19 protein-coding genes are annotated in these 22,256 nt (G+C 66.3%); 4 read left to right on the top strand and 15 right to left on the bottom strand.

All coding sequences use genetic code 11. From position 1 onward, the window contains the following. Positions 1–9 precede the first annotated feature (9 nt). The 8 genes from RCF34_RS09490 to dapA all read right to left on the bottom strand — a co-directional run bounded on the left by RCF34_RS09490 (position 10) and on the right by dapA (position 9,242). On the bottom strand, positions 10–1,140 hold the full coding sequence (locus tag RCF34_RS09490) for an exo-alpha-sialidase (RefSeq protein WP_308707939.1): 1,131 nt from the start codon (positions 1,138–1,140) through the stop codon (positions 10–12). Further along, on the bottom strand, positions 1,127–2,539 hold the full coding sequence (locus RCF34_RS09495) for a sodium:solute symporter family protein (protein ID WP_133859592.1): 1,413 nt from the start codon (positions 2,537–2,539) through the stop codon (positions 1,127–1,129). The genes RCF34_RS09490 and RCF34_RS09495 overlap by 14 nt, the downstream gene beginning before the upstream one ends. Before the next feature lie 78 nt (positions 2,540–2,617). Beyond that, complete coding sequence (locus RCF34_RS09500) at positions 2,618–3,943, bottom strand: MFS transporter (protein WP_308707940.1); 1,326 nt, start codon at positions 3,941–3,943, stop codon at positions 2,618–2,620. A gap of 26 nt (positions 3,944–3,969) precedes the next feature. Next, positions 3,970–4,920 carry a phosphoglycerate dehydrogenase gene (locus tag RCF34_RS09505; protein WP_308707941.1) on the bottom strand — a complete coding sequence of 317 codons (951 nt, stop codon included), beginning with the start codon at positions 4,918–4,920 and terminating at the stop codon, positions 3,970–3,972. Positions 4,921–4,931: 11 nt separating this feature from the next. Beyond that, positions 4,932–5,945: a 4-hydroxythreonine-4-phosphate dehydrogenase PdxA gene (gene pdxA / locus RCF34_RS09510; protein WP_308707942.1), complete on the bottom strand. Its 1,014-nt coding sequence runs from the start codon at positions 5,943–5,945 to the stop codon at positions 4,932–4,934. Then, positions 5,938–7,191: a four-carbon acid sugar kinase family protein gene (locus tag RCF34_RS09515; protein ID WP_308707943.1), complete on the bottom strand. Its 1,254-nt coding sequence runs from the start codon at positions 7,189–7,191 to the stop codon at positions 5,938–5,940. The genes pdxA and RCF34_RS09515 overlap by 8 nt, the downstream gene beginning before the upstream one ends. After that, entirely contained in the window at positions 7,188–8,354 is a 1,167-nt protein-coding gene (locus RCF34_RS09520; RefSeq protein WP_308707944.1) for an iron-containing alcohol dehydrogenase, read from the bottom strand. Before RCF34_RS09520 ends, RCF34_RS09515 begins: the two co-directional genes overlap by 4 nt. A 12-nt stretch (positions 8,355–8,366) precedes the next feature. Continuing rightward, positions 8,367–9,242, bottom strand: a complete 876-nt coding sequence (gene dapA / locus RCF34_RS09525; protein ID WP_308708262.1) for a 4-hydroxy-tetrahydrodipicolinate synthase — start codon at positions 9,240–9,242, stop codon at positions 8,367–8,369. Positions 9,243–9,596: 354 nt separating this feature from the next. Between dapA and RCF34_RS09530 the strand changes: the two genes are divergently transcribed. The 3 genes from RCF34_RS09530 (at position 9,597) to RCF34_RS09540 (ending at position 11,906) form a co-directional block, all read left to right on the top strand. After that, positions 9,597–10,073: a heme-binding protein gene (locus RCF34_RS09530; protein ID WP_308707945.1), complete on the top strand. Its 477-nt coding sequence runs from the start codon at positions 9,597–9,599 to the stop codon at positions 10,071–10,073. Positions 10,074–10,084: 11 nt separating this feature from the next. After that, entirely contained in the window at positions 10,085–10,483 is a 399-nt protein-coding gene (gene uraH, locus RCF34_RS09535) for a hydroxyisourate hydrolase (protein WP_027602718.1), read from the top strand. 769 nt (positions 10,484–11,252) lie between these two features. Beyond that, positions 11,253–11,906, top strand: a complete 654-nt coding sequence (locus tag RCF34_RS09540; RefSeq protein ID WP_308707946.1) for a lipopolysaccharide biosynthesis protein — start codon at positions 11,253–11,255, stop codon at positions 11,904–11,906. A gap of 10 nt (positions 11,907–11,916) precedes the next feature. Here RCF34_RS09540 and RCF34_RS09545 read toward each other — a convergent pair whose 3' ends face one another. The 4 genes from RCF34_RS09545 to RCF34_RS09560 all read right to left on the bottom strand — a co-directional run bounded on the left by RCF34_RS09545 (position 11,917) and on the right by RCF34_RS09560 (position 17,117). Continuing rightward, a complete protein-coding gene (locus RCF34_RS09545) occupies positions 11,917–12,660 on the bottom strand; it encodes an SDR family oxidoreductase (protein WP_308707947.1) in 744 nt (247 codons plus the stop codon). Positions 12,661–12,867: 207 nt separating this feature from the next. After that, on the bottom strand, positions 12,868–13,320 hold the full coding sequence (locus RCF34_RS09550) for a YqaA family protein (RefSeq protein ID WP_308707948.1): 453 nt from the start codon (positions 13,318–13,320) through the stop codon (positions 12,868–12,870). A 453-nt stretch (positions 13,321–13,773) separates the two neighbouring features. After that, positions 13,774–15,405 (bottom strand): methyl-accepting chemotaxis protein, encoded by a 1,632-nt coding sequence (locus tag RCF34_RS09555; protein WP_308707949.1) that lies wholly within the window; start codon positions 15,403–15,405, stop codon positions 13,774–13,776. Between the two features lie 668 nt (positions 15,406–16,073). Beyond that, positions 16,074–17,117: an SDR family oxidoreductase gene (locus RCF34_RS09560; protein ID WP_308707950.1), complete on the bottom strand. Its 1,044-nt coding sequence runs from the start codon at positions 17,115–17,117 to the stop codon at positions 16,074–16,076. Positions 17,118–17,281: 164 nt separating this feature from the next. Here RCF34_RS09560 and RCF34_RS09565 point away from each other — a divergent pair, with 164 nt between their 5' ends. After that, positions 17,282–18,679: a CoA transferase gene (locus RCF34_RS09565; protein WP_308707951.1), complete on the top strand. Its 1,398-nt coding sequence runs from the start codon at positions 17,282–17,284 to the stop codon at positions 18,677–18,679. Positions 18,680–18,684: 5 nt separating this feature from the next. Here the strand turns inward: RCF34_RS09565 and RCF34_RS09570 are convergent, their stop codons facing one another. From RCF34_RS09570 to RCF34_RS09580, 3 genes are read right to left on the bottom strand one after another with little or no spacing between them, the layout of a single operon-like run. After that, the gene (locus RCF34_RS09570; protein WP_308707952.1) at positions 18,685–19,356 is read right to left on the bottom strand and encodes a response regulator; all 672 of its coding nucleotides are present in this window, start codon (positions 19,354–19,356) and stop codon (positions 18,685–18,687) included. Continuing rightward, complete coding sequence (locus RCF34_RS09575) at positions 19,353–20,762, bottom strand: ATP-binding protein (RefSeq protein ID WP_308708263.1); 1,410 nt, start codon at positions 20,760–20,762, stop codon at positions 19,353–19,355. Before RCF34_RS09575 ends, RCF34_RS09570 begins: the two co-directional genes overlap by 4 nt. A 53-nt stretch (positions 20,763–20,815) precedes the next feature. Beyond that, complete coding sequence (locus tag RCF34_RS09580) at positions 20,816–22,252, bottom strand: efflux transporter outer membrane subunit (RefSeq protein ID WP_308707953.1); 1,437 nt, start codon at positions 22,250–22,252, stop codon at positions 20,816–20,818. Positions 22,253–22,256: the final 4 nt, after the last annotated feature.

Here is a 22,256-nt window from a genome sequence, read left to right on the forward strand (position 1 = left end):
CCGTCTCCTCTAACGCAGCGCCGCCAGGGGCAGGCGGACGTGCTTGATGCGTTGGCGGAAGTAGGTGAAGGCCAGGTGCACATCCCCGTCGGCCGCCTGCACCAGGCTCGGATAGGAGTACTCGCGATTGAGCTTCTCGGTGGAGTTGTTGGTCAGGCAATAGCCATCGCCGGCCTCGACATCCAGGCGCCGCCAGCTCTGACCCTCATCCGTAGATACGGCCAGGCTCATGGGGCCACGCGGCACGCCCCAGACAGCGCTGCGCTCGCCGTCCTTCGCCACCGGATCGACACGGCTGTCGCCATCGTCGATCTCGTCATAGAGCGAGGCGCGGCGCTCGCTGTAGTCGGCGGCGCTGGTGGGGTTGTAGGCCACCACCAGTTCGCCGCTGGTGAGGCGAATGAACTGGATGGAAGAGTTGTTATTGGGCAGGGCCGTCGGGGTAGGGGCGCTCCAGCTGCGACCGCCGTCCTGGGACCGGCTGGCATGGATGAAGTCGGCCCAGCGACTGCGGAACAACGCCAGCAGGCTGCCGTCACCCAGCAGCTGGATGTTCATGTGCACGCAGCCGGTGCTCTCGGGCACCAGGTGTTCGGTCCAGCTACGGCCCTGATCGCTCGAAATCAGCACGGCGCTGGTGTCATGGCTGCCCACCCATTTCTCGCCGGGGCGGGCGATGCAGTGGAAGATCGGCAGCAGCCAGTCGCCGTTGGCCAGCACCACCGGCGGCTGGCGAACGAAGGTCCCGGGGGTGTCGATCAGCGTCTCGATGGGGCCCCAGCTGTGGCCACCATCGGTGGACAGGCGACGACGGACGATGGCGGTGTCCTGGTTGCCGGCCACCTGGGCCGTCCACAGCAGCCACAGCGGACCGTTCGGCGCCTGGAACAGGATGGGATTCTGCTCGGAACGGCTCGGGTCGTCCGACAGTTGCTCCGGTTCGCTCCAGGTCCCGCTCGATGGATCGCGACGACTCAGCAGCACCGAGATGTCGGCCTTGCCTTCCTGAGTGCCGGCGAACCAGGTGCACAGCAGGGTACCGTCAGGCTGAGCCAGCAGGTTGGCGGCGTGGTTCTGCGGATAGCGCGTCGGCAGGAAGCTGTCCTGGCGGCCGGCGATAGCGATTTCAGTGGTGGACATGGGGGACCTCGGCAGGGGCGGCTTTGGCGGCAGGCTGGGGGAAGAGACGTTCGATGACCACGACGATGGCGGGCGTCGCCAGGGCAACGTACATGTTGTCGATGCCATAGGGATTGCCCAGCAGATACCAGACGCTGGTGGTGATGGTCGAGGCCAGCAGGCCCAGGGTCGCACCGCGGTTGGTGGCGAACAGCGGCAGGTAGATGGCGATCATGGCGATCACCGCGATGGACAGGCGCAGCGCGCGGGTGAAGAACGACAGGTTGAGGATCTCGGGGACGAAGAACACGAAAAACAGCGGCACGAAGCCGATGATCAGGGAGATCACCCGGGTGGCCTTGAACTCTCGCTCGGGCGTCGGCTTGCGCAGCGGCACGTAGAAGTCGCGGACCACCAGCGAGGCGATGGCCAGGGCCACGGTGCTGACGCTGACGAAGATGGAGGCGACCAGGGAGATGGTCACCACGCCGGCCAGCACCGGGTGCATCGACTGCAGGAAGACGGGCAGGGCGTAGAGACTGCTCATCTCCGGATGCAGGTACTTGGACGCGACCCCGATGAAGCCCAGCGCCAGGGAGATGGGAATGCACAGCAGCGAGGCATGGAAGGTGGAGCGCTGGGCGGCGCGCGCATCCCTGGTCGAGGAGATCGCCTGGATGATGAACTGGGTGGAGAAGATCGCGCCGACGGTGCCGATGATCCAGGCGACGATCTTGCTGCCGCCGATGGCGCCGTCCCAGGTGAAGTAGTGCTCCGGCATGTTCTGCATGACCGGGGTGAAGCCGCCGGTCATGTGCAGGGCCACGCCCGTGACGATGAGCACGCCCACGTACTTGACCGCGGTGTGCAGGATGCTGACGTAGGCCACGCTCTTCAGCCCGCCGAACGCGTAGTACAGCGTACTGACGATGGCGGTGATGAAGGCCGCGGTGGGCAAATTGATCTTGAGCACCGTGGCGATGGCCGCGGCGCCGCTGACGTAGTTGCCCACGTTCACCAGCAGGAGGGCGTAGATCATGATGATCGACACCATCAGCTTGGTGGACAGGCCGTACTTCTGCGCGATGAAGCCGGAGATGGTGAATTCACCGGAGGCGTAAAGCTTGCGCGCCATCAGCAGGCCGAACAGCGGAAAGCCGATGGCGGCGGCGATGACCGACCAGGAGGCGGCGAAACCGCTTTCGAAGGCCGCCTGGGCGGTGCCGACGGTGGATTTGGCGCCGATGAACTCCGACATCATCAGGATGCCTACCACGAAGGCCGGCATGCTGCGCGCGGCCACCATGAATTCGCCGCTGGTGCGGCTGCGCAGGCGGATGCTGAGCCAAGTAGTGAAGAGGATGTAGACCACCACCATCCCGATGATGATGGCGGTGCTTTGCACGTCGAACGTCTGCATGGAAATCGCTCCGTGTTGTTGTTGTACGAGCTTTTTCACAGGGCGCCGGCAGGCCGCCGACGCCCTGGGTGAGGAACGTCAGTGGCTGGGTTGGCCGGCACCCAGCAGGTCTGCTGCCGGTTCATCGTCGGTGACGATGGGTTCCACCCGGCCGAGCAGGAACAGGTAGTTGAGGATGGCCGCCACGATCAGCGCCGCCGAGAACAGCAGGGCGATGTTGAAGGAGCCGGTGGTGGCGACGATGAAGCCGGTGACGATGGGGCCGACCACGCCGCCCATGTTGGAAACCGAGTTCTGCAGGCCGGCCAGCATCGAGGTCATGCCGCGTGGGGCGATATCCCCGGGCATGGCCCAGACCTGGGTGGCGGCGACCGTGGTGCCGGACTTGGCGATGCACAGCAGCACGATCGCGATCCAGGCCGACTCGGCGAAGGCGGCCAGGCCGATACAGGAGGCCATCAGCAGGCCGACGATCAGGAAGGTCTTGCGGATCGTGGTCAGCGAATAGCGGCCACTGCGGTAGATACGGTCCGACAGCCAGCCGGCGAAGACCTCCACCACCATGGCGATCAGTAGCGGCAGCGCCGCCATGAAGCCCATGGAGATGAGGTCCATGCCCTTTTCCTTGACCAGGTAGGTGGGCAGCCAGGTGATGAAGAAGTAGGAGTTGTAGTTGATGAAGAAGAAACCCAGGCACATGGCCCAGACGTTGCGGTAGCGCAGCAGCTCGTACCAGCGCATGGCCGGCTTCTCGCCATTGCCTTCGCGGCGCCGCTGGCCGTCGCGGATGTAGCGCAGCTCGGCCTCGTTGATGCGCGGATGGTCTTCCGGATCGTTGCGGTAGAAGGCGAACCAGGCCAGGGCCCAGAGGATGCCGAGGGCGCCGCTGATGACGAAGGTCAGCTTCCAGCCGAACAGCGCGATCAGGCCGACGATCAGCGGCATGGCCACCGCGCCGCCGAACTTGGAACCGCTGTCGAAGATGCCCGAGACGGTGGCGCGCTCCTTGTCGGGAAACCAGCGCGAGGTGATGCCGGCGTTGCTCGGGTAGGCGGCCGCCTCGCCGATACCCAGGCCGATGCGCAAGGCGAACAGTGACTTGAAGCCCGTGGCAAGGCCGGTCAGCGCGGTCGCCAGCGACCACCAGAGCACCGCGCCACCCAGGGTGGCCTTCTGGCCGAAGCGGTCGGCCAGCCAGCCCGCGGGCAACTGCAGCAGGGCGTACGACCAGAAGAAGGCCGACATGATCAGCCCCATCTCGGTCGCGTCGAGGGCGAATTCCTTGCTGATGAAGGGCGCGGCGGCGGAGAGCACCACCCGGTCGATGTAGTTGATGGCGATCGCCGTCCACATCAGTCCGGCGATGATCCAGCGAATCCTGGTGGCCTTGTTGTTGTTATCCATGATCAGGTTCCGAAAGGGGTAGGGGGTCAGGGGGCGACGACGACGGACTCCAGGGTGCTGCTGCCGGTGAGGGCGGCGACCACGTTGCGGGCGCAGGTGAGGCTGAGGATGTCCAGCGCGCCCGGGGTGTAGCCGGCGATGTGCGGTGACACCACCACGGTGGGCAGTTCGTACAGCGGGTGCTGGCTGGCCGGCTCGTCCTCGAACACGTCCAGGGCCGCACCGCCCAGCTGTCCGCTGCGCAGCGCCTGGTAGAGCGCCTCTTCATCGACGATGCCGCCGCGGGCGGCGTTGATCAGGTGGGCACCCGGCTTCATCAGGCCCAGTCGCCGTGCATCCAGAAGATGGCGCGTGGCGTCGGAGAGGCCGATGTGCAGGGTGACGAAATCGGCTTCGGCGAGCAGGTCGTCGAGGGCGCGAAACTCGATGCGTTCGCGGTCGGCGAAGGCCTGGTCGGGATAGGGGTCATGGGCGATGACGCGCATGGCGAAGCCGCTGGCGCGCCGGGCGACTTCCTTGCCGATGCTGCCGAGGCCGACGATGCCCAGCGTCTTGCCGTGGACATCCGCGCCGAACAGCCGTGGCCATTCGCCGGCACGGGTTTCACGGTCGGCGCGGGCGACCTGGCGGGCCGAGGCCAGCAGCAGGGCGAAGGTGTAGTCGGCCACCGCATGGCGGTTGGAGTTGGGTACGTTGCAGACGGTCACGCCGCTAGCGCGGGCCGCGTCGAGGTCGATGTTGTCGACCCCGACGCCGTGCTTGCACACCAGGCGCAGCTGCGGCAGGGCGGCGAAGGTGTTGGCGTCGAAGCCATTGAAGGCGGTGATCGCGGCCTGGCAGTCCCTGGCCGCGGCGATGAAGCCTTGGGCGTCGATGTCGGCGGGGACCACCACCACCTCGATGCCGTAGCGGGCCAGCAGGTCGAGCGGTTCCCGGGAGTACTTGGCGAAGGATGGCGAGGTGCAGACGACTTTCATGGTCAGGCTCCTCACGCGGCCTGGCTGGCGCGATGCCGGCTGGCGAGTTCGGTAGCCTGGCGCAACGCCTCGATGAGGCTGCGCTCGTCGGCGATGCCCTTGCCGGCGATGTCGAAGGCGGTGCCGTGGTCCACCGAGGTGCGGATCACCGGCAGGCCGACGGTGACATTGACGCCCGCTTCCAGGCCCATGACCTTGACCGGCCCGTGGCCCTGGTCGTGGTACATGGCCACCACGCAGTCGAAATCGCCACGGCCGGCGCGGAAGAACAGGGTGTCGGCGGGCAGCGGGCCTTCCACGCGCCAGCCACGGGTGCGTAGTTCGTCGATGGCCGGCTGGATCTTGGTTTCTTCCTCGCCGTAGCCGAACAGGCCGTTCTCGCCGGCGTGGGGATTGATGCCGCAGACGGCGATCAGGGGGTCCTGGATGCCGGCCCGCTGCAGGGTGGCGTGGGCGCGCTCGATGGTGCGCTTGACCAGGCCCGGCTCGATGCGCGCGATGGCATCGATGATGCCGATGTGGGTGGTGACGTGGATGACCTTGAGGATCGGCGTCATCAGCATCATCGACACCTCCTCGGTGCCGGTGAGGTGCGCCAGCAGCTCGGTGTGACCCGGGAAGATATGACCGCCCGCGTGCAGCGCTTCCTTGTTCAGCGGAGCGGTGCAGATGGCATCGAGTTCACCGGCCGAGGTGAGCTGGACGGTGCGTTCGATGTAGCGGTAGGCGGCGTGGCCGGCCCGGGCGGACAGCTTGCCGTAGGGCAGGTCGATGGGAATCAGCCCGAGGTCGATGCAATCCACCACCCCGGGTTGGAAGCGCGCCTGATCGGGGCGCTCGATGGCGTTGACCTGCAGGCGACCGCCGACGATGCGATTGGCATCCTCCAGGCGACCCGCGTCGCCGATGACCAGCGGGCGGCAGCTGTCGTAGACCGAGGCGTGGGCCAGGGACTTCATGATGATTTCGGGACCGACGCCGGTGGCGTCACCCATGGTGATGCCGATGACGGGACGTTCAGACATGGTGGGCTTCCTTCTGCAGACAGGCCGTGGCGGCCTGTGCGGGTAGGTTGGCGCGCAGGTGGCGCCAGGCGTCGAGGAGGGTGTCGGGTTGGCCGAAGCCGCCTGCCTTGGTCACTACCCGCAAGGCGCGACCACGCCAGCGGGTACTGGCCAGGGCCACGCCCGGCGCGAGGGCGCCGTGCAGATCCAGCGCCGTGATGCCGGCCTGGGCGAGCAGGGCGCGAGCGGTCTCGCCGCCGGTGGCCATGAGGGCGGCGGCTTCTTGCAGGGCGGGCTGCAGCAGTCCGGCCAGGGCCTGGCTCAGGGCCACGGCCTGACACGGATCCCGGGCCTGCTGGTCAAGGCTCACCAGGACGTCTTCGCCGTGGGCGAGCTGCTGGGCGAGGGCTGCGGCCAGCGCGGTACGCTCGGCGGCGCGCTGCGGCTCCAGCAGCCAGGCAGGGGCCAGCCGCTGCCAGTGTTGGCCGCTCCCCGCCACCAGGCGCTCGGCCTGGGCCTGGGAGTGCCGTGACATGCTGCCCACCACCGTGAGGATCGGGCCATCGCTCGGAGGGCGGAGTGCGGTGTGGCCGGTCAGGCCCAGCGCTGCGGGCAGCGCCTCGGCCAGGCCTGCGGAGCCGACCCAGAACAGCTGCTGCGCCACGGGCGCGGAAGCCCGGGCCAGCGCCTCAAGGTCCGTTTGGCGCTCGGCGTCGCAGACCAGCGCGGGCAGACCACTGTCCAGCGCGCGGCGCAGGGCGGCGGCCAGGGCCACTGGCTGACGCAGCGTGGCGAGGTCTAGCCGCGCACAGCTGATGCCGTGACCGGTCAGTTGGGCGACCAGATCGGCACTGCCGGTCAGTCCCTCGTTGCGCCAGACATCGGTCTGGTCGACCGGCACGCCGTCCAGGTACTGGATACCGCCCTGGGTCGTGCGGCCCAGGGCCGGGTAGGCGGGGGCGACCAGGGCCAGGCCGCGCGGGGCGAGGGCCGCTACCTCGGCGGCGACATTGCCGCGCAGGGTGGAGTCGATCTTCTTGTAGAGCGCGGCGCCAGCCAGCGCCGGGTGTCCGAGCAGCGCGGCGTGGCGCGCGGCCGCCGCACGCGCGTCCAGTCGACGGCTGTCCAGGTCCAGGGCCGTCACCGGTGCCTGGGCATCCAGGGCCTCGGCGTCGAGCAGCACCCGGGTCGCCTGGGCCTTGGCAAAACCCAGGGCGCAGTCGGCGGCGCCGCTGAGGTCGTCGGCCAGGATCAGCAGGCGGGTCATGGCAGGAGGCGCCGGTACAGTGCCTGGATGTCATCCAGGCTCAGCGGCTTGGGATTGTTGACCATCAGCCGGGTGACCTTGGACGCCGCCACCGCCATATCGGGCAGGTGCTCCTCCCGCACACCAAAGGCGGCCAGGTCCTGGGGGATTTCCAGGGTGGCGGTCCAGGCGGCGATCTGCGCGATCAGCTGGTGCGCGGCGGCTTCGTCGCTGTCTTCCTCGCGGGCCAGGCCGCAGACCACGGCGGCGCGCTTCAGGCGCGGCGCGCAGCTGTCCAGGTTGAAGGCCATGACATGGGGCAGCAGCATGGCGTTGGCCACCCCGTGGGTGACGTGGAACTTGCCACCGAGGGGATAGGCCAGCGCATGGACAGCAGCAGTGCCAGCGGCGGTCAGGGCCACGCCGCCATAGGTGGAGCCGAGCAGCATGTCGCTACGGGCGCGCACCGACTCCGGCTGCTGGTAGGCCTCGACAATGCTGCCGGCGATCAGGCGCATGGACTCCAGGGCGAAGGTGTCGCTGACCGGGTTGGCCTTGTTGGAGATGAAGGACTCCAGGGAATGGGTGAAGGCGTCCATCCCGGTAGCCGCGGTGATGGCCTTGGGCAGGCTCAGTGTCAGCAGCGGATCGAGCAGCACCAGGGCGGGCAGCAGGTGGCGGCTGACCACGCCCACTTTCAACTCTTCGTCGGGCAGGGTGACGATGGCATTGGGCGTCACTTCCGAACCGGTGCCGGCGGTGGTGGGGACCAGCACGGTGGGCAGCCCGGCGCGGGCCACCTGGTCGATACCCAGCATGGATCTGAGCGACTGCTCGTTGGTGAGCATGACCGCGAACAGCTTGGCGGCATCCAGCACCGAGCCACCACCGATGGCGAGCAGGGCGTCCGGTTGGCGCGGCGAGACCTGCTCGCGAAAGACCTGCTCGATGTTCGCCAGGGTCGGCTCGATCTCGACGTTGTCGATCACGGCCACGTCGATGTCGCGGGCGGCCAGTTGCGCCTTGACGCGCTCGGTCACGCCCAGGCCATGCATTGCGTTCTGGGTGACCAGCACCACGCGGCGCAGCGGGACGTCGAGGAGGGCGAGCTTGTCGCCGAGCTGGTCCAGGGCGCCGGCGCCATGGACCAGGTGTTTGACGGTCTGGAAATGATAGAGGGACATGGGTGCTCCGGATCAGTCGCGGTAGATGGCCAGCAGGCCTTCGAGCTTGTGCACCGTGGCTTCGTCCAGCGGCGCGACCGGGGCCCGGCACGGGCCGACCGGGACGTTGAGCAGGTCGGCGGCCTTCTTGAGCACCGACGGCATGGTGCCCAGCGCGAAGGCATCGCGTAGGGGCCGCAGCTTTTCCTGGGCCGCGCGGGCCGTGGCGTGGTCGCCGGCCTGGAAGGCATTCCAAATGGTCATGACGATCTGAGGTACCGCGTTGGCCGTGGCCGCCACGGCGCCATCGCCGCCGGCCAGCAGGTTCCAGTAGATGAGGGAGTCGGTACCGGCGAAGACGGCGAAATCGTCACTGCGGTACTTCATCATCTGTACCAGCGCATCGAAATTGCCGGCGCTGTCCTTGATGCCCTTGATCTGCGGGTGCTGACTCAGGGCCGCGACGGCGCCGATGCCGATGGACATGCCGGTCTTGGCCGGAATGTTGTAGAGCATCAGGGGCAGGGCAGAGGCGTCACCGATGGCTTCGTAATGCGTGATCAGCTCTTTCTGGCTGACGGCATTGAAGTAGGGCGTGATCACCGACAGGGCATCGACCCCGCGATCGGCCATTTTTTTGTTCAGTTCGATCACTTCGTGCGTGGCGAAGGCGCCGGTGCCCGCTATGACCGGTACCCGGCCGCCCGCAGCATCCACGGTGAGCTCGGCGATGCGCAGCTTTTCGGCTTCGGACAGGGCGAAGAACTCGCCATTGGTGCCCAGTACGAACAGGCCATGGACACCTGCGTCGATCAGGTTTTCGATCAGACCGCGCAACGCGTTTTCATCGACGCGCTGCTGGGCGTCGAAGGGGGTGACGAGGGCGGGAACGATGCCGCGGAATTTCATGATCATGCCTACCTTGTGATTGTTCTGATCACAATAAAGCATGTTTTGATCTAATCGATCAACAGTGGTCTGGTGGTTTTGCGCGGTAGACGAGCGTGTGCACCGTTGGCAAGCAACGGCCAATCGCGAGGCAACTGTCGACTCGGGTTTTTCGGCAATAGAGACCGATGAAGGCAACGGGCAACATCAGCGCGCCGCCAGGCACGAATCTTCAAACGGCGGGGGGAGGGATGATGCAGTCGGGTTGGAACAGCTATGCCACTGATCCTTCTGACAAAATTGTCATCCTGCAGTACCCGTTCCTGACCGAACGATCAGGATAAGTTGGCGGGGTCATCTCCTGGACCTCGAATCATGTCGCGCTTTCTTTCTTCCCTAACCGTCGCGCTGCTGGGCGCTACCTTGCTCGGCCAGGCGCAGGCGGCGCTGCCGCAGCACCCTGATCTCGACCTCGATGCCGCGCTGCGACTGGCGCAGGCCGCGCCCTGCAGCGCCGCGCTCGCGGTGCTCGACCGCAGCGGCCAGTTGATCCTCCTGCAACGCGATACCCGCGTCGGGCCGCACAACGCCGAGGCGGCGCGGCGCAAGGCCTTTACCGCTCTGTCCACCCGCACCCCGTCGCAGGCGCTGGCCGAGCGTGCCCGGCAGAATCCGGATGCGGCCAATCTCGTCACCCTGCCCGAGTTGCTGCTGCTGGGCGGTGGCATCCCCCTCTATGAAGGCGACCAGCTGGTCGGCGCCCTGGGTATCGCCGGTGCCGGCGGTGGCGGGGCGGACGAGCGCTGTGCGCTGGCAGCCGCTGAACACCTCAACCTCACCTCCCATCCTTGAAGGAGATCTCCATGAAGACGTTCGTTCTGTTGTCTGGCCTGGCCCTGTCCGGCTTCGCGGTCGCCGCGCCCAATCCCCTGAGTGTCCATGTGCTCAACCTGGAAGACGGCAAGCCGTCGGCCGGGGTGCACGTGACCCTGGAGCGCCAGGTAGGGCAGGGCTGGCAGCCGCTGGCGGAAGAGGTCACCAACGAGCAGGGCCGGGTACCGGCGCTGTTCCCCAAGGAAAAGACCTTCGAGAAGGGTGAGTACCGGGTGGTCTTCAAGACCGGCGACTACTATCGCCAGCAAGGCCGCAGCGCCTTCTTCCCGGAAATTCCGGTGGTGTTCGACGTCACCCAGCCGGAGCAGCACTACCATATCCCGCTGTTGCTCAGCCCCTACGGCTTCAGCACCTATCGCGGCTCCTAGTGCCTTGTCCTAAGGGCGCCTTGAACCTGGCGCCTAGCCCAGGCTACTGCGTGCGTACCTTTCTTGGCCTGCCGCGCTCCGCCTGTAGCACCTTAAAGTAAGACCTGAAGCGTCCACTCGAACGGTGGTGGGCTATCTAGGACAGGGATAGCCCGTTCGCAATCCATTTTTGATGCCGGTACGAAGGTCTAGCCAATCATACTTTTCGTCGCGCGAGTTCGTGATCGGTAGTCGCATCGGTGAAGGGAACAGCACATAGCAACCGATCCGAGGGCTGGAGATTTCGGACAACGACCCTGCCAGTAAGCCGGTGCGCGATAGGTGCTGTCTGCCATACCCGCCATGGGTGACCGTACCCGGCCTCACAGACGGACCCCAGGCATATCCCAAGCGGCTTATTTCCGTCTGAGGCCCGGGTCTAGCGCGTGCCAAGCGAGCACGCCTGGGGCAAGAGAAAGCTAAAGGCCTATTGGAAATCGCGTTAATCCTTGTCGCCTCCCATTATTTTTTCGGTCGACGTCATGAATACTGTCTGACTAATGGCGTTCGCCGTGTCTTTTTGCTGGGAGCCGGTGCCTATGCTGCCTGATCGATCTCTTTCCCTGTTGCCCTGGGGGGCTGTATGCGAGGTTGTGGAGGGAGCACCGCGATGAGCCAGGACTTCGCTTCGCTAAGGGGCAGCCAGCAGGGCCCGGTGCTCCTATTGGCCTCGGGGCCGTCGGCAGGTGAGTTGTGCCTTGACAGCTGGCGTCATATACCGGTCATTACGATGAATGGCGCCATTACCAAGCTGGCGAAGAGCGCTATCGAGCCATTGTTCTATGTGTGCAGTGATCTGAGCTTCGCCACCCAGCAGCCCGAACTCTATGCGCAGGGCCTCGAACGGGCCCGGCACCTGGCATTGTGGCCGGAGGCGATCGACGAGCTGCCGTCAGGCTTGCAAGGCAAGGCACATGGGCTCAAGCGCGCGCCTAGCACACGGCTGGAGCATTACCTCGGCGCTGAGCGTGACCAGGCACAGCGCGTCCATACCCTGCTCAGTCGTCGCGCGCGCGACATCGGCTTCAGCCGGGACATGGACTACGGCATCTTCGATGTCCGTACCGTTGCCTTCATCGCCCTGCAACTGGCCTATCACCTCGGCTTTACCGAGATCTATCTGGCCGGTGTCGACCTCAATGCCCAGGCCCCACGTTTCTACGAGGGCAGCACGGACCCGCGATCGCCCTGTGGTCTGGACGAGCACCTGCATAACCGCATCCTGCCCGGGCTCAAGGTCATGCAGGACGTCATGGCCGCCGAGGGCCGCCAGGTCTTCAACCTGTCCCGCTGCAGCCGCATCCCTGCCCAACTCATCCCTCGCGCCGATCTGGCCTCCGTCGAGGCGGCCTGGCTGGGCCAGCGGACCCGCCAGGCCGGTTGACGACGAGGTGTCAGTATTCCTGACGCGTCGGGCGGAAGAGGATTTCGTTGATGTCCACGTCGTCCGGCTGGCTCAAGGCGTAGATGACGGCCCGGGCGAAGGCGTCGGCCGGGATGGCCAGTTCGTAGAGCTTGCGGACGTTCTCGGCGACGTCCGCTTCGGTGATGGTGTTGGGCAACTCCGTGGCCACCGCGCCGGGCGAGAGGATGGTGGTGCGCAGGCCATAGGGCTTGACCTCCTGGCGCAAGCCTTCGGAGATGATCCGCACGGCGTGCTTGGTGGCCGAATAGACGGTGCTGCCGGCGCGGACCTTATGGCCGGCAACCGAGGCGACGTTGATGATGTGGCCGCTCTTCTGCGCTTGCATGGTCGGCAGGACCGCGGCAATGCCGTAGAGCACGCCCTTGATGTTGACGTCGATCATCTGGTCCCAGTCTTCCAGGCGCCGCCGGTCCAGCGGCGAATGCGGCATCAGCCCGGCGTTGTTGAGCATGACGTCCACGCGACCATGGCGCTCCAACGCCAGATCGACCAGGGCCTGGACCTGCCCGGCCCGGGTCACGTCGGTGGCCTTGACCTCGACCTGGGCGCCCGTGGCCCGCAGATCGGTTGCCAGAGCCTCCAGCCGTTCAAGCCGGCGAGCGCCCAGCACCAGATGCGCGCCGTGTTGGGCCAGCATGCGCGCGGTAGCCTCACCCAGGCCGCTGCTGGCACCCGTAATGACCACGACCTTGTCTTGGATGTTGTCGCTCATGGAAAGCTGCTCCTGAAGGCTGTTGAGAGTCATCAGACTGCCTACCTGCCTCAAGGTGCATGGCTGACACGGCTGTTATCCACTGGGCTGCGCTTACGCAGGTCTACGGCGAGCCCTCAAGCACCACGACATTCCGTCGAAATTTCAGAGCGGCCGGTGCCAGCGGATGCTTTCAGGATGAGCAAGAAGCCCATGTGGGGCGCCGGCTCAGCGCCAGCCCAGGGTAATTCCCCAGACCACGACATAGCGCGTGACCTTGGCCAGGGTCACCACCAAGAGAAAGCGCCACAGCGGTTCGCGCATCACCCCGGCCACCAGCGTCAGGGGATCGCCGATCACGGGTGTCCAACTGAGCAGCAGCGACCACCAGCCCCAGCGCTGATAGGCCACCTGGATACGCACAAGGCGTTCCGGCGATACCGGAAACCAGCGGCGTTGGCGGAAGCGTTCGAGGTGGGTGCCCAGCCACCAGTTCAGTGTCGAGCCGGCGACGTTGCCCAAGGTAGCGGCCAGCAGCAGAAGCCCTGTCGCGTAGCGATCGGTCAGCAGCAGTCCCGCCAGCGCTGCTTCCGATTGCAGAGGCAGCAGGGTGGCCGCACCGAAGGCTAGGGCGGCAAGACCCAGGTAGACGCTCAAGGCTTCCAGGATAGGGGCTCCCATGAGGATGTAGCGGCTGTGTAATCCGTGCGCAACCTGCAGCGGTCGCCACGGGCGTGTAGGGCAGCCGACCATGCTGTCGAATTTGGCCTAGTGCGTCGCCAGCTGTCTTCGCTTAGTGGAGCAAGATGTCGCGTGGAGACTGTCCGCCAGCGGGTTGCCAGCGCCGATGTACACGTTTACTGATCCGGTTTCCACCACGAATCCAGGCCGTTCTTTTTGCCAGCGCATAGGCCGTTGAGGGCTAGGCTAGCTGGCAATACATAACCTGTTTCAGTCACATCAAACGCAGAGCCGCCGCGGTGCGCAGGGTCGAGTGAATTCCGGAACAGGCGACCTTGGCGGGCTCCCACACTTCAGCACGTTTAAAGGGCATAGGCTGATGGGCAAGGTCGAATGAGGTAATGGTCGGATCGGCGAAGCAGCCCGCTCATCGAGCGGGCGTGTTCGGGACCGCTACAGACGGAACTGCGCGACCTGCCTGTCCAGCGCCTGAGCCAGGTGCTGGATGTCCACTGCGTTGCGCGATGCACTCTGGCTGGAATGACTGTTGGTTTGCGCCATCTGTGCAATTCGCTCGACGTTACGGGCGACATCCTGGCTCGCTGCTGATTGCTCTTGCAGCGACAGGGAAATCTGATCGACCACGGAGATAATCCGATCTGCGCCGTCGCGGATTTCGTCGATCGCAAGGCTGGCCGAGCTGGCCAACGCCACCCCCTCATTAACCTGAGCCACCCCAACATTCATGCTGCTGACGGCCTCCTGGGTACTTATCTGGATCTTCTTGATCATATCGGCGATCTCCTGGGTGGATTTGCCGGTACGCTGGGCCAGTAGACGAACCTCATCCGCCACCACGGCGAAGCCGCGGCCCTGATCGCCTGCGCGTGCTGCCTCGATGGCGGCATTGAGCGCAAGCAGGTTGGTCTGTTCGGCGATCGCGCTGATGACATTCACGATCGAGGTAATCTCATCGGTATGGCGCCCCAGTTCCGAAATCTGTTCAGCTGAGTTTTGTACGGTGCTGGCGATCTCCGTCATGCTGTCAAGCGTGCGACGAATTACCTTGCCGCCCTCGACAGAGCGTTTGCCGGACTCGCTCGAGATGGTATGGGCGTCGCCAGCGCTTGCTGAGACATGGGCGATGCTGACCGTAAGCTCCTCGACGGTAGCCGCCATCGACGACGCAGAAGCCGACTGATCGCGGGCAGCAAGCGCCAACTCTTCAGATGTGCCGGAGATGTCGTTGGCGGCATGGAGCAGGCGACCGGTACCGTCCTTGATTTCCACGATCATTTCACGCAGCCGTCCTTGCATGGCGCTGAATGCCTTCAGCAGGCTGGCGATTTCGTCGCTTCCCGAGTGCTTGATATCCATATCCAGCTGACCGGCCGCGATGGCCTGTGCCGAGGCGATGGCGTCACCCAGACGGCGTTTGATGGAGCGGGAAAGTCCCAGCGCTACGATCAGCGATGCAATGGCAGCCAGGAGCCCACCGCCGGTCAGCATCCACAGCGCGCCTTGTTCGGCCGACCGCATCTCTGCCGTGCGTATATCCAGAAGCTTGGCTTCGTCGGCGCTAAAGGCCGTGATGATCTGACGCATCTTGTCCATCTTAGCCTTGTCCTGACGATCGACAATGCGCTTGACCATGTCGTCCATGCTTGCACTGCCTTGGACGACGGACCGGCGCAGCTGGATCGAGCGCTCAAGGTCGTCGTTCAGCCAGCGCTCTCTGACTACATTCAGCTCATCCAGCCGCGTCTGCTGGATGGGATTGTCCGCAGTAAGCGACTTCAGTTCGTTCCAAGCCTTCTCAAATGCGGCTTTGCCGCTCGAGTACGGTTCGAGGAAGTCGTCTTGCCCGCTCAGTGCGAAGCCACGCATGCCAGTTTCCATGTTGGTCAGGCTGACGAGAAGCTTATTGGCACCGTCCAGGGTTCGGTAGGTATGGATATTCCAACTAACTGACTGGTCAATCGCCGAAAAGCCGTGGCGGGCGACCAGAACGAGTATGCAAATAATCGCGATGACGAGGCCAAAACCTGCCATCAGTTTTTTAGAAATCGACATATTGGACAGCATGGACATACTCCGCAGGGAGGTTGAGCGTTGGTGCTGTCCCGTTATCGGATTTGCCTTTTCAAACTTTAAATGCGCCGTTCGCTTTCCGACAAATGACAATAAGCTAAGCACGATAAGTAATGAAAACGCCTGTGCTAGAGAATCTTGACCTTAAGCTTTCCGTAAACGATGTCGCTCCGCTTAGTTGTTTAGCCAAGCGGCAGGCCCTAACGCTTCGTTTAACTGTAAGCCTGAGGGGGGCGTCGACCCTCAATAGGTAAATCGCGGGTTGGAACGCTCAGCCTGCCTAGTCGATGGGATGTGTTTTATAACGTTTGTTCTTGGCGAGCTTAACGAGGAGTGTTTCATGATGATGAGGTAGAAGAGTGTCAATTAAAACAAGTCCACAAACTGGAGGTGTTATTATTTTTAAGATTATTTATAATAAATTTATTATCCTGTTGTGACCGTGCTCTGCGTGACCGATATGGTGCGTACTCTTGGTCGTAGTAACTCCGATCAACTCTGCCCGACAACAGAGGATCCAGCTCACCTTCACTGCCGACACACTGAAGACAGCGTCGATCTGGATCGGCTCTCATGCTCGGGACGTTGTCCGTGCCGAGCATGGAACGTGTAGAGGATGCCCCGTATTCGGCTCGTGACGCTCGGCCTACATAAAGGACATCTTACGGAATCAGCCGCCGCCGACGCATGTCTTCCAGGTGCGCGAGCAAGACCTCGTCCGATCTCAGGATCATCTGCCCGAAGCCGGCCTGCCGCGCCTTGGTCACATCGAAGATGGCGTCCTTCTCCACATGGAAGATGAAGTCGCCGAAGGCACCCGGCGCGATCCGCTCGGGATCGGCCTCGGCCAGCCCTTCGCGTTGCGCCAGCGCCTGCCACACCGGCTTCAGCGCGGTCAGGCGCTGGGCCAGGGAGATGGGTTGCGGCTCGCCCACGTCCAGCCCGAACCAGTCGGCCAGTCTGGGCCAGACGTGACTCCAGCGGAAGACATCGCCATTGGTGAGGTTGAAGGCGCCATCGCGCTCCGCTTCGGCGGCCCAGACCGCGGCTTCGCCCAGCAGGGGCGCGGCGGTGACGTTGACCAGGGCGCCGCGATAGGCCTGCTCCGTCCCGGGGAACTGCATCGCGGTACCGGTCGCCTTGCACAGGGCGCCGTAGAGGCCGATCAGGTTGCCCAGGTTCATGGCTGAGCCCAGCGAATGGCCGATGACGATGTCGGGGCGCAGGGCCGTCCAGCGAATGCCGTCGGCTTCCAGGCTGCGCACGAAGTCCTCATGGCGGAAATAGAGGTTGGGCGGGAAGTGGCGGCTGTCGTCCTCGCGGGCTGGCGTCTTGTACACCCCCAGGTGGGCGCCATAGATCTTGCCGCCCTGGACGAAGGTGATGCGGGCCAGGGGGGCGCCGGCACCGCGTACCGCGTCGACCAGGTTCTCCAGCATGGCGGCGTTTTCGTCCGCCTCGACGCCCGGGTCAGGATTGGGCTTGAGGGCGCTGTAGAACAGATGGGTCACGCCGGCGAGGTCGGCCTTGGCCGCGGCCAGGCTGTCCGGGTCCAGCAGGTCGGCGGTCAGGTGTGGAAAGCGACTGGGCGCCTGGGTCGAGCGGCCGACGGTAAGGATGGACCAGCCCGCGTGGGCGAAGGCTTCCAGTACGGCCTGGCCAATGATGCCGCTGGCACCGGCGATAAGCAGCTGACGTTCGGTCATGGGGTCTCCTGATCGGGTCTGTTGAGGGTGATGAAGGGCAGACCCTGGCGCCGGGCGATTTGTCCCCGTGTCGGGCTGGACGGTAGACAGACGAACGCGGGTGTCCTGCTCGCACCAGCAGGGCTACCGTGGCAACACTGCCTGCTGCCGCGGAGGACCTGCCTATGCCCCATCCATCCCGTACGCCTGACGCCTTCCCGTCTTTGTTAAGCGAACTCGTCACCGCCCTGGGTCTGCCTGCTGCCCAGGCGGCGAATCTGCAGGTCCAGGGTAACGACAGCCTGGCCGCGTGCTTCCCGGTCAGCGACCTCGCCACGGTGGCGATCGGAGCCGCCGGCCTGGCCGCCAGCGATCTGCTGGCCAAAGGGGTACCCGGATTGCCGGTGAAGGTTGACCGGCACCTGGCCGCGGCCTGGTTCAAGACGTCTCTGCGTCCCCTGGGCTGGGAATTGCCCGCTGTCTGGGATGCGATCACTGGCGACTACCGCACCCGCGACGGCTGGCTGCGGTTGCACGCCAATGCGCCTCATCACCGGGAGCGCGCCCTCGCCGTGCTGGGCTGTGCCAACAACCCGGCCGCCGTCGCCGAGGCCATGGCCGACTGGCCTGGCGAAGCCCTGGAGACGGCCATCGTCGCTGCAAGCGGCTGCGCGGCGAAGCTGCGCACCCAGGCGGAGTGGCAGGCGCATCCCCAGGGGCAGGCCGTTCGCGCCGAACCGCTGATCGCCAAGGAATGGACCGCCGCGGATATCGCGAACAGTTGGCGGCCCGATCCACAACGTCCGTTGCAAGGCCTTCGCGTCCTCGACCTGACCCGCATCCTGGCCGGGCCGATCGCCACCCGCCTGCTGGCTGGCCTGGGCGCGGAGGTGCTGCGCATCGATCCGCCTGGCTGGGACGAACCGGCCCAGGCACCCGAGGTGACGCTGGGCAAGCGCTGCGCGCGACTGGACCTGCGCCGGCCGGCCGACCGTCTGGCGTTCGAAGCCTTGCTGGGGGAAGCGGATGTCCTGGTGCACGGCTATCGCGCCGACGTCCTGGCGCGGCTCGGCTATGGCCGCGCCGAGCGCCGGGCGCTGAATCCGGCACTGATCGACGTGTCCCTGTGCGCCTATGGCTGGACCGGGCCCTGGGCCCTGCGGCGTGGCTACGACAGCCTGGTGCAGATGTCCTGCGGCATCGCGGCGGCCGGGCGTGACTGGCGGCAGGCGAAGCAGCCGGTCCCCTTGCCGGTCCAGGCCCTCGACCACGCCACCGGCTACCTGATGGCCGCCGCGGTCATCCGGGGCCTCACCGGCCGCCTGCGCGAAGGCCGTATCCTGAGTGCGCGCCTGTCGCTGGCGCGTACGGCCTGCCTGCTGACCGAGCATGCCGCCGTGGCCTGCGAGCCGCTCTATACCGGCGTGCAGGACGCCGACTACGACGCCGTACCCGAGCCCACCGCCTGGGGTCCGGGGCTGCGGCTGCGCCCGCCGCTGCAGATCGGCGCCCTGCGCCTGCACTGGCAGCGGCCGGCTACGCGGCTGGGGTCGGCGAGTGCGGCCTGGTCGACGGCAGGCTGAGCGGGTCAAGCCTCCAGGCAATAGCCCACGCCATAGATGGAGCGGATCAGCTCGCAGTCCGGATCGAGGCGGTGCAGCTTGCGGCGGACGTTGCGCACGTGGCTGTCGACGGTACGGTCGGTGAGGATGCGATAGTCGGTGTGCAGGTGGTTGAGCAACTGGTCGCGTGAGAGCACCTTGCCGGGGTGCTGGGCGAGGGTGGCCAGCAGGCGGAATTCCACCGGGGTCAGCTCCAGGGGCCGGCCGTTGAAGCTGGCCTGGTAGGTTTCGGCGTCCAGCTGCAGGCCGCTGGGCGCGGGTGGGCCGCCCGGCACGCTGCTGCGGCGCAGCACGGCCTTGACCCGGGCCACCACCTCGCGTGGGCTGAAGGGTTTGCAGATGTAGTCGTCGGCGCCCAGTTCCAGGCCGAGCAGGCGGTCGATCTCGTCGACCCGGGCGGTGACCATGATGATCGGCAGGGCGCTGAAGGCGCGTACCGCGCGGCAGACCTCCAGGCCGTCGAGGCCGGGCAGCATCAGGTCGAGCAGCAGCAGGTCGGGCGGTGTGGCGCGGATGGCGGCCAGGGCCTGTTCGCCGTCGGCGTGCCAGTCGCAGGTGAAGCCGGCGGCCATGAGGTAGTCACCCAGCAGGGCGGCGAGCTTGGGTTCGTCCTCCACCAGCAGGATGGTCTGGTTCATGCCGGACTCCGGTCAGCGAGGGCGGGCAACCGGAGTTCGAGCCAGAGGCCGCCAAGCGCAGAGGCCTGGGCCTGCAGCTGTCCGCCGTGGACCTCGGCGATACCGCGGCAGATGGCCAGGCCCAGGCCGGCGCCGCCACTGCGACGACTGCGCGAGCCTTCGACGCGGTAGAAGCGCTCGAACAGCCGCTCGCGGTCGGCTGCGGGAACGCCGGGCGCGGAGTCCTGAAGATCGACCTGCAGCAGGTTGCCGACCTGGCGCGCGGCGAGATGCACCTGGCCAGGGGCCTCGGTGTACCTGAGGCTGTTCTCCAGCAGGTTGTAGAACAGCTGGCCCAGGCGCGCCTCGTCGCCGCGGATCAGCAGCGGGGTGTCCGGCAGCTCCAGTCGCAGCTCCAGGCCGGCCTGGCGATAGCGCGGGCGCCAGGCATCGGCGGTCAGCGCCAGCAGGGTCGCCAGGTCCAGCGGTTCGTGGCGGTAGGTGGGGCCACCCACCTCGGCCAGGGACAGTTCGAAGAGATCGTCCACCAGCTTGTTCAGCGAGCCGACCTCGGTCTGCAGTGACTTCAGCCCGCCGACATCCAGCGGGCGGATCCCATCCTCCATGGCTTCCAGTTCACCCCTGAGCACCGCCAGGGGCGTACGCAACTCGTGGGAGATGTCGGCCATGAAGGCGCGGCGCTGCAGCTCGTTGCTGGCCAGTACGCGGGCCAGGCGGTTGAAGTCCTGGGCCAGCTGACCGGCCTCGTCGGCGGAGCGGATGGGCAGCTGGATGCCGTAGTCGCCGGCCGCCAGGCGATGGGTGGCGGCGGCCACGGTCCGGATCGGCCGCAACAGGGTGCGGGCGATCCACCAGGCCAGGGCGGCGGCCAGCAGCAGGCAGACGAAGGCGATCACCAGGCTGGAGCGGATCTGGCTCTGCTGGAAGCGGCGGTCGCCGTCGCTGATGACGGCCTCGAAGGGCGTCAGGGCCAGCCAGCCGACGACCTGGCCCTGCCGGTGGATGGCTCGCAACAGCGGGACGGGCGGCAGGTCGCGAAAGCCGATCAGGTAGCGATGCTCGGCATCCAGCAGCGAGAAGCGCAGAAAGGCGCCGGTGAGATCCGACACCGGCGGGGAGGGGCGGACGCTGGTATTCGCGGGGAATTCCGGTCGCAGCAGCTGGATCCAGGCCTCGGGCGGGTGCTGGTTGAGCAGGAAATCCCAGTTGCCATGCTCGGCGTAGGCGTGCTCGAAGCGCGGCACCAGGGCATCCAGCCGCTGTTCGGCCTGGCCGTTGAGATAGCCGAGGAAATCCCGCGAGAAACTCAGGTAGGAAGCCCAGGCCATGCCCAGCACGGCAAAGGCGCAGAGCGCCAGGGCGGCGAGGAAGACCTTGGCGGAGAGGGACAGGCGAAGCAGGCCCATGCGGATCTCGACGGCGGAAGGTAGGGGCACGCTAGCAGCTCCAGGGGTGGCTGTCAGGGGGCATCGGCCAGGCGTGCGGCCTGCCAGTCGCCACCCAGGGCCATCTGCAGCTGCACGCTGGTCACCAGCTGGCTGGATTCCAGCTGCAGCAGGCTCTGCTCCTGGCTCAGCTGGGTCGCCTGGGTGGTGGCCACGTCCAGGTAGTCGATGATGCCGGCCTCGTACTGGTCGCGGGTCACGCTGGCCGAGTCGCGGGCGGCGGCCACGGCGCGGCGCTGGGCGGCGAGTTCGGGGCCGAGCACGTGCAGCGCCACCAGGTCGTCCTCCACCTCGCCCAGGGCGGTGAGCACCGTCTGGCGGTAGCTGGCCACCTTGGCGTCGTAGGCGGCGCGGGCCTGGTCGACGCTCGCGCGGGTGGCACCGAAGTCGAACAGGGTGCCGGAGAGCGTCGGGCCCAGCGACCAGAAGCGGCTCGGCGTCTTGAACAGCTCGCCGAGCAGGCTGCTCTGGTAGCCGCCGCTGGCGCTCAGGGTGAGGTCCGGGTAGTAGGCGGCGGTGGCCACGCCGATGGCGTCGTTGGCGGCGGCCACCTGGCGCTCGGCCTGGGCGATGTCCGGGCGGCGCTCCAGCAGGGCGGTGGGCAGGCCGGCGGGAATGTCCGGCAGCCGCGCCTGCCACCGGCGATCCACGGCCAGGGCGAAGGCCGCCGGTGGCTTGCCCAGCAGCAGGGCGATGGCGTGTTCCAGCTGGGTGCGCTGGGTGGTCAGGGCCAGCCGATTGGCGTCGGCGCTTTCCAGCTGGGTCCGCGCCTGGGCGAGATCGGCACGGGAGGCGAGCTGTTCGTCGTACTTGTTCTGGATCACCGCGAGGTAGCGCCGGTAATCGGCCAGGGTCTGGTCATAGAGCGCCAGGCGCCGATCCAGCACGCGCAGCTGGAAGTAGTCCTGGGCCAGCTCCGCCTGGGCGCTGAGGGTGGCGTTGGCCAGCTCGGCGGCGCTGGCCTGGGCACTGGCGCGGTCCTCTTCCAGGGTGCGGCGCAGCCTGCCCCAGAGGTCCAGGTCCCAGCTCAGGCCGAGGCTCAGGCTGTCGGCGTTCCTGACCGTGGCGCTGCTGGCACTGGTACTGCCGCTGTCGCTGCTGCTGGCGTTCTCGCTGCGGGTGGTCTTGGCGTCCAGGGTGACGCTGGGCAGGGTCTCGGCGCGGCTCTCGCGGACCAGGGCGCGGGCCTGGCGATAGAGCGCCTGGTACTGGGCGATATTCTGGTTGGAGACCGCCACCTGGGCCAGCAGCGCATCGAGCTGGGGATCGTCGTAGCGTTGCCACCAGGCGCCCTTGGCCTGGTCGTCGCGCGGACGGGCGGCCTTCCAGCCGGCCGCTTCCTTGAATTGCGCCGACAGCGGGGCGCTGGGTCGCTGGTAGTCGGGCCCGACGGTGCAGCCGGTGAGCAGGGTCAGCAGGAGCAGCGGGGGCAGGGCACGCAGGAGCGGCATGGTC

This window comes from Pseudomonas sp. 102515, from assembly GCF_031085165.1.
Lineage (GTDB): Bacteria > Pseudomonadota > Gammaproteobacteria > Pseudomonadales > Pseudomonadaceae > Chryseomonas.

Bases quoted from the DNA above. Each gene is read 5' to 3' on its own strand.
- RCF34_RS09515 (WP_308707943.1), bottom strand. From the start codon at position 7,191: ATGACCCGCCTGCTGATCCTGGCCGACGACCTCAGCGGCGCCGCCGAC.
- RCF34_RS09550 (WP_308707948.1), bottom strand. From the start codon at position 13,320: ATGGGAGCCCCTATCCTGGAAGCCTTGAGCGTCTACCTGGGTCTTGCC.
- dapA (WP_308708262.1), bottom strand. From the start codon at position 9,242: ATGAAATTCCGCGGCATCGTTCCCGCCCTCGTCACCCCCTTCGACGCC.
- RCF34_RS09555 (WP_308707949.1), bottom strand. From the start codon at position 15,405: ATGCTGTCCAATATGTCGATTTCTAAAAAACTGATGGCAGGTTTTGGC.
- uraH (WP_027602718.1), top strand. From the start codon at position 10,085: ATGAAGACGTTCGTTCTGTTGTCTGGCCTGGCCCTGTCCGGCTTCGCG.
- RCF34_RS09560 (WP_308707950.1), bottom strand. From the start codon at position 17,117: ATGACCGAACGTCAGCTGCTTATCGCCGGTGCCAGCGGCATCATTGGC.
- RCF34_RS09575 (WP_308708263.1), bottom strand. From the start codon at position 20,762: ATGGGCCTGCTTCGCCTGTCCCTCTCCGCCAAGGTCTTCCTCGCCGCC.
- RCF34_RS09540 (WP_308707946.1), top strand. From the start codon at position 11,253: ATGAATGGCGCCATTACCAAGCTGGCGAAGAGCGCTATCGAGCCATTG.
- RCF34_RS09545 (WP_308707947.1), bottom strand. From the start codon at position 12,660: ATGAGCGACAACATCCAAGACAAGGTCGTGGTCATTACGGGTGCCAGC.
- RCF34_RS09520 (WP_308707944.1), bottom strand. From the start codon at position 8,354: ATGTCCCTCTATCATTTCCAGACCGTCAAACACCTGGTCCATGGCGCC.
- RCF34_RS09565 (WP_308707951.1), top strand. From the start codon at position 17,282: ATGCCCCATCCATCCCGTACGCCTGACGCCTTCCCGTCTTTGTTAAGC.
- RCF34_RS09495 (WP_133859592.1), bottom strand. From the start codon at position 2,539: ATGCAGACGTTCGACGTGCAAAGCACCGCCATCATCATCGGGATGGTG.
- pdxA (WP_308707942.1), bottom strand. From the start codon at position 5,945: ATGTCTGAACGTCCCGTCATCGGCATCACCATGGGTGACGCCACCGGC.
- RCF34_RS09490 (WP_308707939.1), bottom strand. From the start codon at position 1,140: ATGTCCACCACTGAAATCGCTATCGCCGGCCGCCAGGACAGCTTCCTG.
- RCF34_RS09500 (WP_308707940.1), bottom strand. From the start codon at position 3,943: ATGGATAACAACAACAAGGCCACCAGGATTCGCTGGATCATCGCCGGA.
- RCF34_RS09570 (WP_308707952.1), bottom strand. From the start codon at position 19,356: ATGAACCAGACCATCCTGCTGGTGGAGGACGAACCCAAGCTCGCCGCC.
- RCF34_RS09505 (WP_308707941.1), bottom strand. From the start codon at position 4,920: ATGAAAGTCGTCTGCACCTCGCCATCCTTCGCCAAGTACTCCCGGGAA.
- RCF34_RS09530 (WP_308707945.1), top strand. From the start codon at position 9,597: ATGTCGCGCTTTCTTTCTTCCCTAACCGTCGCGCTGCTGGGCGCTACC.
- RCF34_RS09580 (WP_308707953.1), bottom strand. From the start codon at position 22,252: ATGCCGCTCCTGCGTGCCCTGCCCCCGCTGCTCCTGCTGACCCTGCTC.